The sequence below is a fragment of the Vulcanococcus sp. CPBay_Sum15L08_68 genome (genome assembly GCF_017855895.1).
Classification (GTDB): Bacteria; Cyanobacteriota; Cyanobacteriia; order PCC-6307; family Cyanobiaceae; genus Vulcanococcus.
Genome location: NZ_JAFMFX010000011.1, coordinates 25,153 through 40,226, shown reverse-complemented (window position 1 = coordinate 40,226; position 15,074 = coordinate 25,153). Strand labels below are relative to the sequence as shown.

Here is a 15,074-nt window from a genome sequence, read left to right as displayed (position 1 = left end):
TCCTTCTTCTTCGCTGGCTCCCGCTTGGTCAGGGGAGACTGAGACTGGTTATTGCCGAGCAGGCGATCAAACAGGCCCATCGCAAGGGTTCAGGATCTCCGGAAACCCTAGCGGCCACAAAGCTCGAACCCATGGGTATCGGTACCGCAACTTCGCAGAAGTGCGTGTTTGGCCAGAAGTTCTGAGACCGAGTCGCACACCAATGGCGTCGGACGCCATTGCGGCTGCATGTCGTAGTCGTAGTAGGCCTCGGCGCCATCGAACCCCAGATCTGCGGCTGCCGGGATCAATCGCTGAAACGGCAGTCGATAGCGGCCGGGGTGGGCCAGCAACGCCAATCCCCCAGCGGAATGGAGCCGGCGCCTGACCTCGCTGGCCTTCAGCGCTTCCCCGATCGGAGCTTGGCCCTGGCGATAGGGCTCCAGCGCAGGGTGTTCGGGATCAAAACCAAGGCCGAGGACATGAACGAGGCAGCCCTCCAGCAGGCAGCTGATCTCGATGCCACTCCAGAGTTGGGGCGGGGTCATCCCGCTCTCAAGCTGCTGCGCAAACCAACGCTGGATCGGCGCGAAAGCGGCTGTGCTGTGGTGATCGGTGACCGCAAGATGCTCCAGGCCAATGGTGAGGGCCTGCTGGGCCAAGGCCTCAGGCGCGAGGCTGCCGTCGCTGTTGGTGGTGTGGCAGTGGAAATTCAGCCGCGTTGGGCAGCATTCAGCCGTGACGGATTGCAGGACCGGAATCAGGGGATGGCGCACTAGCTGGCTGCGGCGGCTTCCTTCTCGGCCCGGAGGCGGCGCCAGCGGGCATAGAACTGAATGGAGGCGGCCATGAAGACCACCAGGGCCACGATGAACCAGGTGGCGGCTCCGGTTGGGAACTGGTTCTTGAAGACCACCAGCATCACAACGATCACCAACAGCAAGGTCGGCAGCTCATTGAGGGCCCGCAGTTGTTTGGGACTCCAGCCGCAGCTCCCCTGTTGCAGCTGCCCCATCAGGCGATAACAAAAGAAGTGATAGGCCAGCAGGGCCGCGACAAAGGCCAACTTGGCGTGCATCCATCCCTGCTGCAGCCAGGCAGGGTTGGCCACCAACAGGCCAATGGCCATCGAGACAGCCACCACCATTCCCGGTGTGGTGATGATGTTGGCCAGACGCTTTTCCATCAGCCCGTACTGGGCCTGGAACGCATCCTTGAGGGCAGGCTCGAGCTCCTCGGCCTCCCGGTGATAGATGAACAGCCTGACGAGATAAAAGAGTCCGGCGAACCAGACCACCACGCCGACGATGTGGAGGGTCTTGAACCAGAGGTAAGCCTCAGGAGGAAGGGCCGCCAGGGTGATCACAGGCCGGAGCCGAACTGGGCAACAAGTTAGGCGCCACCACTGGCCGCCAGGGCGCGATGGTTGGCCGCGGTGCTGCGGATCGCAGCCAGCTCCTCCTCCGGAAGCTTGCTGAGCTGCTTCATCACCAATCCCATCCTGTGGTTACGCCTGAGTTCAGGTTCATGGCGTGCCAAAAAATCCCAATAGAGGCTGTTGAAGGGGCAGGCCTTGGGACCAGTGCGCTGTTTGACGTCGTAGGAGCAGCCTTTGCAGTAGTTGCTCATGCGCTTGATGTAGTTGCCGCTGGCCGCATAGGGCTTGCTGGCCAGGCGACCGCCATCGGCAAAGACCCCCATGCCGAGCACGTTCGTCAGCATCACCCAATCGAAGCCGTCGATGAACATCCGGTGGAACCAGGCCGTTAAGGCTTGGGGATCCAAGCCGGCCAGCAGGCCGTAATTCGCCAGGAGCATCAGGCGTTGGATGTGGTGGGCGTATCCACTGCTCTCGATTTCCGCAAAAACAGTGTCGAGGCAACGCATCCCGCTCCCCCCAAGCTGCTCAAACCACTGCGGCAGGGGCTCTGAAGCCCCGAAATGGTTGACCTCTGCGTACTGCTCTCCAAACCAGTGATAGAGGCCGTGGGTGTACTCCCGCCAGCCCAGGATCTGACGAATCACTCCCTCGAGTCCCGCCAGGGGCACCTGCCGCTCAAGGCCCTCCCGCTCCAGCCGCTGAATGACCTCCAGGGGATGGAGCAGTCCCAGATTCAGGTAAGGGGAGAGCAGTGCATGCCACAGGGTGGGCTCACCGCTGACCATGGCGTCCTGAAAAGGACCAAAGCCTGAGAGGCGGGTCTGAGTGAAGTGATCCAGGACCTGCAGGGCCTGGTCACGATTGACCGCCCAGCGAAAGGGTTGGGTCTCCCCTGGCAAGCCATGGCGCTGCTGCAGCCCCTCAACCTTCTCGATGACGGCCCTGGTCACGGCATCGGGCTCGAACCAGAGTGGGGCTGGACCGCTCAGACCTTTCGTTGGGGGCTTGCGGTTCTCCTGGTCGTAATTCCACTGGCCGCCAAGGGGTGAATCGGCGGTCTCCATCAGAACGCCAAAACGCTTGCGCCCTTCGCGGTAGAAGAGCTCCATACGCAGTTGCTTGTAGCGCCCTGCCCAAGCCGCAAAGTCTTCCCGGCTCCAGAGGAAGGCATTGCTTTGCATCCAGTGGATGGGAATGGGCAATGACAACCGCTCAATGGAGCGGCGAAAACCGCGATCCACCGGCTCCATCAGCCGCAGTTCCTGGATCCCCTGCTCTTGGATCCAGGCCAAGAGTGCGCTGCTGAACGTCTCCGTCTGGATGTAGTCCACAGTCCAGCCCTGGTCGCGGAGGTCGGCGGCGAAGTGGCGCATGGCACTCCACACCAGAACCATTTTTTGAGCGTGATACGCCCGTTGCTCCAGGACCGAACTGCTCTCCAGCAGCAACACCCGGCAGTCCTCAGGCCTGGCACTGGCCAGAGCTGACTGATCAGGGTTGAGCTGATCACCCAACACCCAGATGCCGATGCTCATGCAGGCTCCCCAGCCAAGCGGCAGGCCTTGGTGGCCACGGCCTGGGCATAGCCGCGTTCGACCAGTCCCGCCGCCGGCGAAAGCTGACCGTTGCGGCAGTCGATCACGATCCGCTCACGGTGGCCCCGCTGATCGCTGATGCGCATCCTCAGCTGGAAGTGATGTTTGGCGCTGCGGCTGATCTCGTCGGCGCAGATGGGGCCAATGCACAACCCGGGCGCAGCCCAGGCCGCTGCGGGAGCCAGCAACAGCATGGCAATGATCGAAGCCAGGATCCAACGCAAGGGCTTCACCCAGCCAGCTCCAACGGTCGATCATTCTCGAGGTCAACCGCGTCCTCCTGGGGCTGGCCCGCGCCAACCTCATCGCCGCCAGGGTGGAAGTGGTCCCAGATCACCTTGGCGAGTCCAGCCCCCATTCCTGGAGCTGCCGCCAGGGCCTCGGGGCTGGCGAGCTGAATCGCGTCGATGGAGCGGAAATGGGCCAGCAACTCCTTGATCCGCTTGGGTCCAAGGCCAGGGATGTCTGAGAGACGGGAGCGCTTCATCCGCTCACCCCGCTGCTGACGGTGGAAGCTGACGGCGAAACGGTGGGCTTCGTCGCGAAGCCGCCGTAGGAGCTGAACGCCGAGCTGCTCCGGTTCGCTCTCCAACGGCTCCTTTACACCGGGAATGAAGACCTCTTCGCGTTGTTTGGCCAGGGAACAGACAACGAGATCCTCATCGAGGTTGAGCTCCCGTAGGGCCTCCATCACCGCAGAGAGCTGACCCTTGCCGCCGTCGATCATCACCACGTCCGGCCAGTCATTGAGCCCGCCCGTGTGAAGCGCTGAGCCTGCCGATCGCCGCAGTTCCTTGAGATCGGCACCGGCAGCCTTGGCCTGGGCCCAGCGGCGGAAGCGACGCCGCATGATCTCGGCCATGGCCATGAAGTCATCGGAATGACCGGAGCGGATCGAGCTGCTCTGGATCTTGTATTTGCGGTAGTGCTGCTTGGCCGGCAAGCCATCGATAAACACCACCTGCGATGCCACCGCATCGCTGCCCTGGATATGGCTGATGTCATACCCCTCGATCCGGCGGGGAGGGGTGTTCAGCTCCAGCAGCTGCGCCAGATCCTCGGTGGCGAGGAGGTTTTGTTCGCTGGCGCGGCGGGCCCGTTCCAGTTCGTAGTTGGCGTTGCGTTCGACCAACTCGATCAGGTCGGCCTTTTGGGCCCGTTGGGGCACGGACAGACGCACCTTGCGGCCACGAAGCTCCGAAAGCCAATCCTCAAGCAACTGCTGTTGGGGCAAGGGGGCCTGGAGCAGGAGTTCGGGTGGAATCTCAACCCCTTCGACCTGGCTGTAGTGCTCCTCGATCACGGTCTGCAGGATCCGTCCCATGGCAGCGCGACGCGCTTCCGAAGGGGGCAGGTCGCCTCCCGCCCCCTCCTCCGCTGAAGGCATGCCAATGGCATCGGCGGTGAAGCCAAGCCGGCCGACGAGCTTTCCGGCCCGCATTTGAAACAGCTGCACTGCCGCCACCCGCTCGTCGGCAGCCATGGCCAAGACATCGCGTGAGATCGAGCTATCGCCAAGGCTCATCTTCTGATCCGCCGTCAGCGTGTCGATGCCCTGGAGCTGATCGCGCACCCGGGCAGCACTCTCAAAATCCAGGCGCTCGGCGTAGCGCTCCATTTGCTCATGGAGCAGGTCCAGCAGCTCTTCATTGCGTCCCTGGAAGACCATCGCCACCTGCCTCAAGGTGCGGTGGTAGTCCTCGGAGCTGATCTTTTCTTGGCAGACCCCAGGGCAGCGACCGATGTCGTAATTCAGACAGGTCCGATCACGATGGAGCGGCTGGGGGCGCTGACGCAGGGGAAAGACCCGTTTGACCAAGCCCAGGGTGCGCCGCAACAGGCCAACATCCACATAGGGCCCATAAAAACGATCCAGGGGTGAGCGGAAGCGCCGCCTGCGGGTGATGAAGATGCGCGGGTAGGCCTCGCTCCAGGTGATGCAGAGGTAGGGATATTTCTTGTCGTCCTTCAGCAGCACGTTGAAGTGCGGCTGGTGGTTCTTGATCAGGTTCGCCTCAAGGGCGAGGGCCTCTGCCTCGCTGTCGGTGACGATGAACTCGATCTCACAGACCTGCCTCACCATCAGGGCGATGCGCGGGGAGTGGCCATGGCCACTCCCGCTTTGGAAGTAACTGCGGACCCGGTTGCGCAGCACCTTGGCTTTTCCGATGTAGAGGATTCGGTCCTCCGCATCCCGCATCAAATAACAACCCGGCTCAGTCGGTACCTCCTTGAGGCGAGCCTTGAGCCGAGCTGGGTCCTGCAGCAGAGACTTCAACCGCCGTACTGCCAGCCGGTGCTGCTGAGTTCGAGGGCCGCGCCATCGCGGTGAAGAACGGCACTCTTGACCTCACCGACAAACACGGTGTGATCGCCATGGGCGACCTGGCCGATGAGCTCACACTCGACTCCACCGAGGGCGTCGTTGAGGATCGGCAGGCCCAGTTCGCCGAGGCTGAAGGGAGCCGCGTCAAAACGGCCACCGACGCCCTTCTGGGGTTTGAAGAAGACGGCAGCTAAATCCTTCTGGTCGGCCGCGAGGACGTTCAACGAGAAGCGCTTGGTGCGCTGAATCATCCCGTTACTGGTGCTGTCGGAGCGGACGGCCATGACCACCAGCGGCGGCTCGAACGAGCCCTGGGTCACCCAGCTGGCGGTGAAGCCGTTGACCTCTTCCCCTTCAGCCACACCACAGATGAAGACCCCGTGGGGAATCTTGCGAAGCAAGGTCTTCTTGGCGTCGGCGTTCAGTGCCATGGATCAGGCCCTCAGAGCCCAAACTCTAGGAACAGCAGGGCCTTTGCGGGTCTGAGCGAGCCTTCTCTTTCTAGGATCGACGGATGAAAGTCCTGTACCCCGGCAGCTTCGACCCCCTGACCCTGGGGCATCTGGATGTGATCGAACGGGGTTCCCAACTGTTCGATGGCCTGGTGGTTGCCGTGCTGCGCAACCCGGGTAAAAACCCTTGCTTCAGCGTTGAGCAGCGGATCGAGCAGATCCGTGGAGCGACGGGTCATCTCCAACGGATCGAAGTGGCGGCATTCGACGGGCTCACGGTTGAATTCGCCGAGCGCTGTGGTGCCGGCGTGATTCTGCGGGGCCTGAGGGCGTTGAGCGACTTCGAATACGAACTGCAGATCGCGCATACCAATAAAAGTCTGGCTCCGAAGCTGGAGACGCTGTTTCTCGCAACGGCAACGGCCCACAGCTTTCTCAGCAGCTCGGTCGTCAAGGAGGTGGCCCGTTTCGGCGGACCGGTTGGTCACATGGTCCCCACAGGAGTGGCAGAAGATCTGGCGAGGCTTTTTAATCAGTAGTCCCTCCACGCACCCCGCTGATGTCTGAGACGCAGCTGACCTCCGTGCTCGACCAGCTGGATCAACTGGAGGAAGTCGTTCTCGACGGCACCCGGGTTCCCTTCAGTGGCGGGCGTTTGGTCAACGAGCAGGACGCCATCGAATTGATGGATGCCGTGCGGGATGCTCTGCCCGGTCAGTTGGTCAAAGCCGACGAACTGGTGGCCAAAAAGGATGAGTTCATCCAGCAGGCCCGCCAAAAGGCGGACGACATCGTTGCCCAGGCCAAGCAGCAGCGGGATCAGCTGATTAATAGCCAGTCGATCCGCAGTGAAGCCGAGCGGCAGGTGGCGGAATTGCGCGACCAGGCCCGCCAGCAGTGCGAGCAGATGATCGCCCAGGCCCGGCAACAGGTCGCCAAGACAGAACAGGAGCATCAAGCCAGGCTGGCTCAGCTGGAGCAACAGTTCAGCCAGCGCCGTCAGCAACTCGAACAGGAAGGGCTGCAACGCCGCCAGCAGCTTGATCAAGAAGCGATCGAGCTCAAGCGACAGCTCAGCGAGCAACACGAGGCAGCACGGAAGCAGAGCCTCACGGAACTTGAGAAGGTTCGTGTTGAGGCCCTTCGTCTGCAGCAGAGCAGCCAGGCTGAAGCCGAGCGGGTGCAGGGCGATGCTCTGCAGTTCCGCCAGCAAACCCAGCAGCAGTGTGAGGCCCTCATCGCCCGCAGCCGCCAGGAAGCCAGCACGATCCAAGAAGGGGCGAACCGCTATGCAGAACAAGTCCTCGGTGAACTCGAGGATCGTCTGCGGGAGATGGGGCAGGTGGTCGTGGCTGGCAAGCGTGAGCTGGTGAAGCTCCAGGGTGTCAATCCAGCCTCACTGGTGCCGAACCCCGTTGCTGGTCAACAGCAGGCCGTGCCGATCAACCGCGCCCGCCGCGCCGCGGATCGCATTCGCAAGGCAGCCGGAAACCGCTAGGGGCAGAGCGCACCGTTGCGGGTCTGACGCAGCAGTTGTCCAATGACCGTATTGGGGGCGCTGGACCCGTTTGAAATCATGCTGATGTAGCGAGGCCCAGCGGGGGTGTTCAGCAATCCGCTGACGGAGCGCACTCCTCGAATCGTTCCGGTTTTGCCGAAAAACTGACCCTGCAACTCGGTGTCGTACCAGTAGTTGCGGAGGGTTCCACGCTCACCGGCAATGGCCATTGAGGCGAAGTAATGGTCGGCCATTGGGTGCTGCGCCATGCGCAACATCAATGCCACCAGCAGGCGGCTGGTGAGGCGGTTGCCGCGGTCGAGACCACTGCCGTCAACCACCTTGATCCCTGCCATCGGTAGACCTTGGGCGGCCAGCCATTGGCTTGTACGCCACTGGCTTGTGACTTGGTCCCAACTTCCAGCGGCCTGGCGCAGCAGGACCTCAGCAGTGAAGTTGTGGCTCTCGGTGTTCGCCAGGCTCAACAGGCCATGCATGCCGATCGAGCGTTCCTCATGGAGCAACACCGCACTGGAGGGGGGACTCCCATTGGGGGTCGGTGCCACGGTGCTGATGCTGGCCTGTCCTCCCTGACGTTTGATCTCTGCCGCCAACAGTTGTTGAAGGCGACTCGGTGGGTCGCTCACGGCCATCGCCTTGGCATTGCTGGTGACAGCCAGACGCGTAATCGGTGCGCCATAGGCCTCGACACGGTCCTCACCAGGCCAACCTGCCGGCCACCAGCGCTGGGGGGGCTCCTCCTGAAGTTGGATACGGACCGCAGAGGGAGTGGGTGAGCTGCTGCCGCCTTGTCCCAGCGCCAACTTGGCGAAGCGCTGGAGCTGGGGGGTGTTGAAGTCTGGATCCCCCTCACCGGTCAACAGGAGGCTTCCATCGGCCCTACGCCAGAGCCGGGTCGTGAGGCTGTAGTCGGGACCGAGACGGTCCAAGGCCATGGCCGTCGCGACCATCTTTTGGTTGGAGGCTGGGATACGGGGCGTTAAACCGTTCAGATCCGCCAGGAGCCGACCGGAGCCATCGCCAACGCTCACGCTCCAGACGCTGGCTTCGGCACCAAGCACCTGCCGCAGGCGTGTCTGCAACGCTGGACAGCTGACCTGGGTCTGCAGTTGCGGAAATCCCAGTGGAGGCGGTGGAGCAGGCAGGGAGATCGCCCGACTGTCAGGGGCGGCCGCCTGGAGGCCAAGCGAGGGGAACAGCGCTAGGCCAAGGCCAATCAGAACCCCTGCTCGCCGCCCCGCCATGGTCAGGAGGCCCCGAGTTGGAGCCCAGAGACGGAGCCATTGAGCCTGAATTCCCGTCCCTCCAACTCAATGGGAGCACCAATCTTGAGCGTCTGGTTTCCGAACACCACTCCACCGGCTCCCTTGCGGCCCTCCCCTTTGAGCACAAAGCGGGCATCCAGGTTGCCCAATTGCTGTTGGTTGGGATCGGGAGCGGTGACGACCTTCCCATCGGCCAGAACGGCGGCCAGTTGACGCTGCAGAGGAATGACGTCATCCACCGCCACCGAGCCGTGGGGCTGGTTGCGGATCACGATCGAGACCTTGCCTTGCTCCTTTGCAGCGGCGATGAGCGCAGGCGGATTGGCCACCGGGACGTTACGGACATCGACGAACACCGTCACTGGCTGCAAACCGCCGGTGGCTCGGGCGACTGCGCCACTGAGCTTGGGGCTCCACACCACACCGCCAATGGCCAAAACCACAGCCGCCGCAGCCCCCGCATCCACCAGCGAGAAACGACGCGACAACGAAGGCATGGCGGGGAGGCAGAGTTCGAACTGTACGGAGACTGGGCCGCCGAAACAAGCATTCGTGGGAGCTAGTTCTGGAGCCCCTCGATCAGGCGATCAACGGCCTTGAGTCCTCGAGCGACCCCGCCGCCTTCACCCTCAAGGGCGTCGGCCATCTGCTCAGCATCTGGCTTGAGCTCGAAGTCCTTGACGAAGCGATAGCCGTCGGGGTCTCGCCGGTAGAGCTGCCAGTCCAGGGGATAGGCACGTCTGAGTGCGCCCTCCCCGGTGGGGATGAGGGCATAGGCGGACTGCCAGGTGGCGAGGAAGCCCTTGCGACGCTCGCGCGCCACAGTCCCAATCCCCACCGCGGCATCCTCCAGTTTTCCGTTCAGCAGAACAACACTGCCGCGGTGCTGAGCGCAGACGGCTTCAACGTCCTCGTAGTCCGCAGGGGTTGGGGCTACCAGGACCAGAAGCCCATCGCTACCGCCGTCGGCCTGCTGGAGTCGCTTGATTCCGCTGAGTTCGGTGATGCTGCCCGCCTGCTCCGCTGCGTCCCGCTTGGCCAGGGCCGCTGCACCGGCGTCAGGGAAGACCAAACGGGCCTCAGCATGGGCAGGCAACAGCGCTGCCAACAGGCGCAGCGAGACCGGCAGGATGCGCAGTCCTTCAAACCGAAATTCTGCGGTCCAGAAGCCTTTGGCTTGGCTGGCAAGGGCAGCGGCAATCGCTTCAACAGCTTCAGCTTCAGCGCGTCGCAGATCAGCGGGGAGCATCCGGGCCATGTCGTTCGGCCGACCCTAATCAGCCATCACTGCGGCGATGGCCTCCCGCAAAGCGATCGGGACAGGCGCAAGGTCAGCGTCGCGATGCCAGGACCCCAAACTGAGGCGCAGGCCGCTGGAGCTGCGCTCTGGTGCGATTCCCATGGCTTCGAGGATCGGACTGCCGGCCGCCTTGGAGCTGCTGCAGGCCGAGCCGCTGCTGATCCCGTAGCCCAGGCATGACATGGCCCGAACGACGGAGCGTCCGGAGAGGGGCACGCCCTGCGGCGACGCGACCAACAAGCTGATGTGATTCGCCAGGCGCTGTTCAGGATCCTGACGGGGATCAGGACCGGTCAGCTCCACTCCGGGCAGCTGGAGCAAACCCGTCAGCAGTGCGTCACGCCTTTCAATCAGCGGATCTTCCGTCCCTTGAAAGCGCTGGATGTTGAGCAACTCCAGAGCCTTGGCAAAGCCCGCAATCAAGGGCACCGGTTCGGTCCCAGCACGGATCCCCCGCTCCTGGCCGCCACCGGACTGGATTGGGCGGACTGGCACCTGATCCCGAATCAAGAGGGCGCCAACACCCCGGGGTCCACTGAGCTTGTGACTGGCGACGCTGAGTAAATCAATGGGCAGCGCATCGAAATCAATCGGCCGTTGCGCAGCCACCTGCACCGCATCGACGTGCAGCAGCACGCCTGCTTGACGGCAGAGCCGACCGATCAGGTCCATGGGCTGGAGGGTGCCGACCTCGCTCTGCCCCCAGATCAACGACACCAAACGGGTCGGTGGCGCGAGCCGGGACTCCAGGACCGCAAGATCAATCAAGCCCTGGCGATCCACCGGGATGCGCTCGAGCTGCCAACCCTGCCGTTGCAGCTGCAGCGCCGCCGCTTCGGTGGCGGGGTGCTCAACCGCAGAGAGCAAGAGCCGAGGTGCTGACCCTTGCCCGTCCCAGAGCTCAGCAGCGGAACCGAGTAGGGCGAGATGAATTGATTCGGAACCGCCGGAGGTAAAGATCAGGTCCCCACTGCAGCCCAGCTGAGCAGCGATCTGTTGGCGGCTGCGCTCGAGCTGTTCGGCGGCGGCCAGGCCGAAGGCATGCAGGCTGGATGGATTCGCCCAGGCCTCGCGATCCACCCGTTGGATCTCCGCCTGAACCTCTGGCGCCAACGGGGTGGTCGCGGCGCAATCGAGGTATTGGCGAAGATCCGAAGTCATGGTTCGCGCTCGAAGCGGGCGCGGGTCCGAGACTCCAGGGAATTGGTGGCCAGGGTCACCAGATCATCCAGGGAGGTGCTGTTGAGCAGTGCCGCGACCTTGGCTCGGGCGGCTTCGCTGGGGCAATTGTCCGGGCGGATACAGCCGTTAGCGCAGACCGTCGCGCAGTCGATCTGATCGCCTGAATCGGCGGGGGGTTGGGACTGCTCCACGGCAGGGGGCACCATCTCCGTCTCTGCGGCCTGCCCACGCGCCGCGGCTACGGCCTCGGCATCCGGGATGGAACCGTCGAACACATGCTCCGCCGGGCCGTCCATGAAGACCTTGCCGTTCATGGCGTCCCAGTGAATCTGCAGGGGGCCGCCCGGGAGGTCGATACGGGCTGTGCGCTCGGAGAGCCCCAGGCGATGGCAGGCCACCAGGGTGGCGCAGGCTCCGGTGCCGCAAGCGAGGGTTGGGCCTGCCCCGCGTTCCCAGACCCGCATCACCAGATGGGAGGGCGAGAGCACCTCGACGAAATGGACATTGGTTTTCGCCGGGAACGCGGGGTGGATCTCCAGCTGACTGCCAAAACGCTCCAAGTCGATTTCATCGACGGAATCCACAGGCACCACCACGTGGGGGTTGCCCATTCCGGCAGCGGCCACGGCAAACCGCTCGCCATCAATCTCCAGTTCGCCGCTGGGAAGCCCCGCCTCGCCGACCTCCAGGGTCGTTGGGATCTCGCTTGGCGTCAGGAAGGGCGCGCCCATGTCGACGCGAATCGTGCCGTCGGGGAGAAGCTCCGGAACGATCCGGCCCGCCAGGGTGTCGACCTGCCAGGTGCGGCCGGGGCCGTCCCCATCGCAATCGGCCAGGAATCGGGCCAGGCAGCGGATGCCGTTGCCGCACATCTCGGGTTCGGTGCCATCGGCGTTGAAGATGCGCATCCGCAATTCCCCTCCGCCGTTGGGTGGCAGGGCCAGGATCACGCCGTCGCCTCCCACCCCAAAGCGGCGATCGCAGAGCTGAACCACCAGCTCCGGAGTCAAACCAAAGAGGAAGTCCGTATCGCCCGATTGACGCCCATCGAGCATCAAAAAGTCGTTACCGAGACCTTGGTACTTGCTGAATTGGAACACGCGCGACAGCCTGTGAATGGAGGCCCACCAGTGCGCTCGATCCTATGGGGAGCAGTCGGGAATGGCGGCCAGGAGACCTCGACACCTCCCAGCCAGGAGTACGCCAAATCCAGGCCTGGATCCGCGAGCAGCTGCCCCTGTCGGTCCAGCTCCTCAACGGCAGCAGCGTCACCGGCAGACCGCTCTGGGTTGACGCTTGTTTTCTCGCACTGGAATCGGAGCCCGGCACCCCCAGCTTGCTGATCAATCGCGATGCCATCGCGATGCTGCGGCCCCTCGCCTAACAGCAGCTATGGGAGCATCACTGCTCCACTCCCGATCCGCCCGTGAGCGAGTCCAGCCGCTACCAACCCCAGGCCACTGAGGCCGGCTGGCAACGGGCCTGGAAGGCAAACGGTCTGCACAGCACCCCTGAGATCAAGGCCGGCGACGAGGCCTTTTATGCCCTCTCGATGTTCCCCTACCCCTCAGGGAACCTGCACATGGGGCATGTCCGGAACTATGTGATCACCGATGTGGTCGCCAGGGTTCAGCGCTTACGCGGCAAGAAAGTGCTGCATCCGATGGGCTGGGATGCCTTTGGTCTGCCCGCTGAGAACGCCGCCATTGAGCGGGGCGTGGATCCCGGTGCTTGGACGGACCAAAACATTGCCTCAATGCGCGATCAACTCGATCAGCTGGGGCTGTCGATTGACTGGGATCGGGAGCTGGCCACGTGTCACGACGATTACTACCGCTGGACCCAGTGGCTCTTCCTCCAGTTCCTCGACGGAGGCCTGGCCTACCAAAAGGACGCCACCGTTAATTGGGATCCGATCGACCAGACCGTGCTTGCCAATGAGCAGGTCGACAGCGAAGGGCGGTCCTGGCGCTCCGGTGCTCTCGTTGAGAAGCGCAAGCTGCGGCAGTGGTTCCTGAAGATCACCGATTACGCCCAGCAGCTGCTGGATGACCTGCCCAAGCTGGAGGGTTGGCCGGAGCGGGTGCGCACGATGCAGGCCAATTGGATCGGCCGCAGCACCGGTGCTGAACTCCAGTTCAGCGTGGTCGATGCCAATGGCCAGGAGAGTGGGGAGCAGGTCACGGTGTTCACCACCAGACCCGACACCCTCTTTGGCGCCAGCTACGTCGTTCTAGCTCCAGAGCATCCGCTCGTCCCCGCCCTGACGACGGCGGCCCACCAGACCGAAGTCGAAGCGTTCTGTGACCTGGTGTCCCGCCAGAGCGAACAGGAACGGACGGCGGAGGACAAACCCAAGCGTGGTGTGTCCATTGGTGCCCAGGTGCGAAACCCCGCCAATGGAGAACTGATCCCGGTTTGGATTGCTGACTACGTCCTGGCGGAGTACGGCACGGGGGCCGTCATGGGAGTGCCCGCCCATGACCAACGGGATTTTCTGTTTGCCCGCCAGTACGAACTCCCGGTCAAGCAGGTGATCATTCCCGAGGGCAGTGACGAACATGCCTTTGAGGGTGGAGCCTGGACCGAATCAGGGGTCTTGATCCATTCCCAGGGCTTCGATGGGATGACCAACAAGGCGGCCAAACGGGCGATCACCGAAGCAGGGGAGAAGGAGGGTTGGGCCCGTGAGAAAGTCCAATTCCGCCTGAGGGATTGGCTGATTTCCAGGCAGCGTTACTGGGGCTGCCCGATTCCGGTGATCCACTGCGAGAGCTGCGGTGTTGTTCCGGTGCCGAATGAGCAGCTGCCGGTTGAACTGCCAAGGGATGTCGCCTTCAGCGGCAAGGGGGGCTCCCCCCTGGCCCAACTTGAAAGCTGGGTCAATGTCGACTGCCCCTGCTGCGGCAAACCAGCTCGCCGCGAGACCGACACCATGGACACCTTCATGTGTTCCAGCTGGTATTTCCTGCGCTACAGCGACGCCAAGAACACTCAGCTGCCGTTTGCGAAAGACGCCGTTGACCAGTGGTTGCCAGTTGATCAGTACGTCGGCGGTATCGAGCACGCCATCCTTCACCTTCTCTACTCGCGCTTCTTCACGAAGGTGTTGAGGGACCGAGGCCTCCTTGGTTTCGATGAGCCCTTTCAACGGCTACTCACCCAGGGAATGGTTCAAGGGATCACCTACAAGAACCCCAAAACAGGCAAGTACATCCCACCCGCTGAGGTGGCCGATGCCACGGATCCCCGTGATCCGTTAACGGGCGATCCCTTGGAGACCTTCTTCGAGAAGATGTCCAAGTCCAAGTACAACGGCGTCGACCCCGCGCTTGTCATCGACAAGTACGGCGCTGACACCGCGCGGATGTTCATCCTCTTCAAGGCTCCGCCGGAAAAGGACCTGGAGTGGGATGACGCGGACGTGGAAGGGCAGTTCCGCTTCCTGCAGCGCATCTGGCGTCTTGCCGATGCAGCTCTTGAGCGCGGCCTGAGTCTGGCCGGCGGCGCTGGTTCCCCGGAGTCGGTCGCTGAGCGTCTGGGCTCAGGCGAGGCACTCTCGGAGGCAGAACAAGAGCTGCGCCGTGCGGTTCACACGGCCATCCAAGAGATCACTGACGATCTCGATGGAGACGTTCAGTTCAATACGGCGGTGTCTGAGTTGATGAAACTCAGCAATGCCATGGGGACACATTTGGCTGCGAGCTCGGATGTGCTGGCCTGCGAAGCCCTGCGCACGCTCTTGGTCCTGCTGGCACCATTTGCGCCCCACCTGGCCGAGGAACTCTGGTTGAAGCTCGGAGGCCGGTCTGCGGATGAGGCCCTAGAGAACAGCAGCATCCACACGCAGCAGTGGCCTCAATGCGACGCGTCCGCCCTGGTGCGCGCCACCGTCCCCCTGGTGATTCAGATCAAGGGCAAGGTGCGCGGCAACCTTGAGGTGCCAGCCGACGCCGACAAAGCAACGCTCGAGCGCTTGGCGCTTGAGAGCGAGATCGCAGAGAAATGGCTGGAGGGCAAAGCCCCCAGCCGCGTCATCGTTGTCCCTGGACGGCTCGTCAACCTGGTCCCCTAG

Annotated in this window: 15 protein-coding genes; 4 read left to right on the top strand and 11 right to left on the bottom strand. The window is 63.1% G+C overall.

Annotated features, from left to right (window positions below):
- Positions 1 to 107: 107 nt before the first annotated feature.
- The 6 genes from QZ189_RS03375 to QZ189_RS03350 are packed head-to-tail and all read right to left on the bottom strand — an operon-like array spanning position 108 to position 5,712.
- Complete coding sequence (locus QZ189_RS03375; protein WP_296420929.1) at positions 108 to 755, bottom strand: PHP domain-containing protein; 648 nt, start codon at positions 753 to 755, stop codon at positions 108 to 110.
- The gene (hemJ, locus tag QZ189_RS03370; protein WP_247478481.1) at positions 755 to 1,345 is read right to left on the bottom strand and encodes a protoporphyrinogen oxidase HemJ; all 591 of its coding nucleotides are present in this window, start codon (positions 1,343 to 1,345) and stop codon (positions 755 to 757) included. The genes QZ189_RS03375 and hemJ overlap by 1 nt, the downstream gene beginning before the upstream one ends.
- Positions 1,346 to 1,371: 26 nt before the next feature.
- Positions 1,372 to 2,895: a cryptochrome/photolyase family protein gene (locus tag QZ189_RS03365; RefSeq protein WP_296415063.1), complete on the bottom strand. Its 1,524-nt coding sequence runs from the start codon at positions 2,893 to 2,895 to the stop codon at positions 1,372 to 1,374.
- Positions 2,892 to 3,149 carry a hypothetical protein gene (locus tag QZ189_RS03360; protein ID WP_050778481.1) on the bottom strand — a complete coding sequence of 86 codons (258 nt, stop codon included), beginning with the start codon at positions 3,147 to 3,149 and terminating at the stop codon, positions 2,892 to 2,894. The genes QZ189_RS03365 and QZ189_RS03360 overlap by 4 nt, the downstream gene beginning before the upstream one ends.
- Before the next feature lie 35 nt (positions 3,150 to 3,184).
- Positions 3,185 to 5,233 carry an excinuclease ABC subunit UvrC gene (gene uvrC / locus QZ189_RS03355; protein WP_296415065.1) on the bottom strand — a complete coding sequence of 683 codons (2,049 nt, stop codon included), beginning with the start codon at positions 5,231 to 5,233 and terminating at the stop codon, positions 3,185 to 3,187.
- Entirely contained in the window at positions 5,230 to 5,712 is a 483-nt protein-coding gene (locus tag QZ189_RS03350; protein ID WP_010317037.1) for a flavin reductase family protein, read from the bottom strand. The genes uvrC and QZ189_RS03350 overlap by 4 nt, the downstream gene beginning before the upstream one ends.
- A gap of 83 nt (positions 5,713 to 5,795) precedes the next feature.
- Between QZ189_RS03350 and coaD the strand changes: the two genes are divergently transcribed.
- Together coaD and QZ189_RS03340 are read left to right on the top strand one after the other, a co-directional pair.
- Positions 5,796 to 6,272 carry a pantetheine-phosphate adenylyltransferase gene (coaD, locus tag QZ189_RS03345; RefSeq protein WP_296420927.1) on the top strand — a complete coding sequence of 159 codons (477 nt, stop codon included), beginning with the start codon at positions 5,796 to 5,798 and terminating at the stop codon, positions 6,270 to 6,272.
- 20 nt (positions 6,273 to 6,292) lie between these two features.
- Entirely contained in the window at positions 6,293 to 7,231 is a 939-nt protein-coding gene (locus QZ189_RS03340; protein WP_247478486.1) for a hypothetical protein, read from the top strand.
- Here QZ189_RS03340 and QZ189_RS03335 read toward each other — a convergent pair.
- The 5 genes from QZ189_RS03335 to dapF form a co-directional block, all read right to left on the bottom strand.
- Positions 7,228 to 8,334, bottom strand: a complete 1,107-nt coding sequence (locus tag QZ189_RS03335; RefSeq protein WP_296415068.1) for a D-alanyl-D-alanine carboxypeptidase — start codon at positions 8,332 to 8,334, stop codon at positions 7,228 to 7,230. The genes QZ189_RS03340 and QZ189_RS03335 overlap by 4 nt on opposite strands.
- 164 nt (positions 8,335 to 8,498) lie before the next feature.
- A complete protein-coding gene (locus tag QZ189_RS03330) occupies positions 8,499 to 9,014 on the bottom strand; it encodes a DUF4330 domain-containing protein (RefSeq protein ID WP_296415070.1) in 516 nt (171 codons plus the stop codon).
- A 62-nt stretch (positions 9,015 to 9,076) separates the two neighbouring features.
- Positions 9,077 to 9,766 (bottom strand): DUF1995 family protein, encoded by a 690-nt coding sequence (locus QZ189_RS03325; RefSeq protein WP_029626306.1) that lies wholly within the window; start codon positions 9,764 to 9,766, stop codon positions 9,077 to 9,079.
- Between the two features lie 24 nt (positions 9,767 to 9,790).
- Complete coding sequence (locus QZ189_RS03320; RefSeq protein ID WP_296420925.1) at positions 9,791 to 10,978, bottom strand: cysteine desulfurase family protein; 1,188 nt, start codon at positions 10,976 to 10,978, stop codon at positions 9,791 to 9,793.
- On the bottom strand, positions 10,975 to 12,099 hold the full coding sequence (gene dapF, locus QZ189_RS03315; protein WP_296418044.1) for a diaminopimelate epimerase: 1,125 nt from the start codon (positions 12,097 to 12,099) through the stop codon (positions 10,975 to 10,977). The genes QZ189_RS03320 and dapF overlap by 4 nt, the downstream gene beginning before the upstream one ends.
- Positions 12,100 to 12,143: 44 nt before the next feature.
- Here dapF and QZ189_RS03310 point away from each other — a divergent pair, with 44 nt between their 5' ends.
- Positions 12,144 to 12,383, top strand: coding sequence for a hypothetical protein (locus QZ189_RS03310; RefSeq protein ID WP_010317051.1), 240 nt, complete (start codon positions 12,144 to 12,146; stop codon positions 12,381 to 12,383).
- 42 nt (positions 12,384 to 12,425) lie between these two features.
- The gene (leuS, locus tag QZ189_RS03305; protein WP_296420923.1) at positions 12,426 to 15,074 is read left to right on the top strand and encodes a leucine--tRNA ligase; all 2,649 of its coding nucleotides are present in this window, start codon (positions 12,426 to 12,428) and stop codon (positions 15,072 to 15,074) included.

What these genes read in the sequence shown, in the direction of transcription:
- QZ189_RS03365 (WP_296415063.1), bottom strand. Translation starts at nt 2,895, where the DNA reads ATGAGCATCGGCATCTGGGTGTTGGGTGATCAGCTCAACCCTGATCAG.
- QZ189_RS03360 (WP_050778481.1), bottom strand. Translation starts at nt 3,149, where the DNA reads ATGCTGTTGCTGGCTCCCGCAGCGGCCTGGGCTGCGCCCGGGTTGTGC.
- QZ189_RS03350 (WP_010317037.1), bottom strand. Translation starts at nt 5,712, where the DNA reads ATGGCACTGAACGCCGACGCCAAGAAGACCTTGCTTCGCAAGATTCCC.
- coaD (WP_296420927.1), top strand. Translation starts at nt 5,796, where the DNA reads ATGAAAGTCCTGTACCCCGGCAGCTTCGACCCCCTGACCCTGGGGCAT.
- QZ189_RS03340 (WP_247478486.1), top strand. Translation starts at nt 6,293, where the DNA reads ATGTCTGAGACGCAGCTGACCTCCGTGCTCGACCAGCTGGATCAACTG.
- QZ189_RS03330 (WP_296415070.1), bottom strand. Translation starts at nt 9,014, where the DNA reads ATGCCTTCGTTGTCGCGTCGTTTCTCGCTGGTGGATGCGGGGGCTGCG.
- QZ189_RS03325 (WP_029626306.1), bottom strand. Translation starts at nt 9,766, where the DNA reads ATGCTCCCCGCTGATCTGCGACGCGCTGAAGCTGAAGCTGTTGAAGCG.
- QZ189_RS03320 (WP_296420925.1), bottom strand. Translation starts at nt 10,978, where the DNA reads ATGACTTCGGATCTTCGCCAATACCTCGATTGCGCCGCGACCACCCCG.
- QZ189_RS03310 (WP_010317051.1), top strand. Translation starts at nt 12,144, where the DNA reads ATGGGGAGCAGTCGGGAATGGCGGCCAGGAGACCTCGACACCTCCCAG.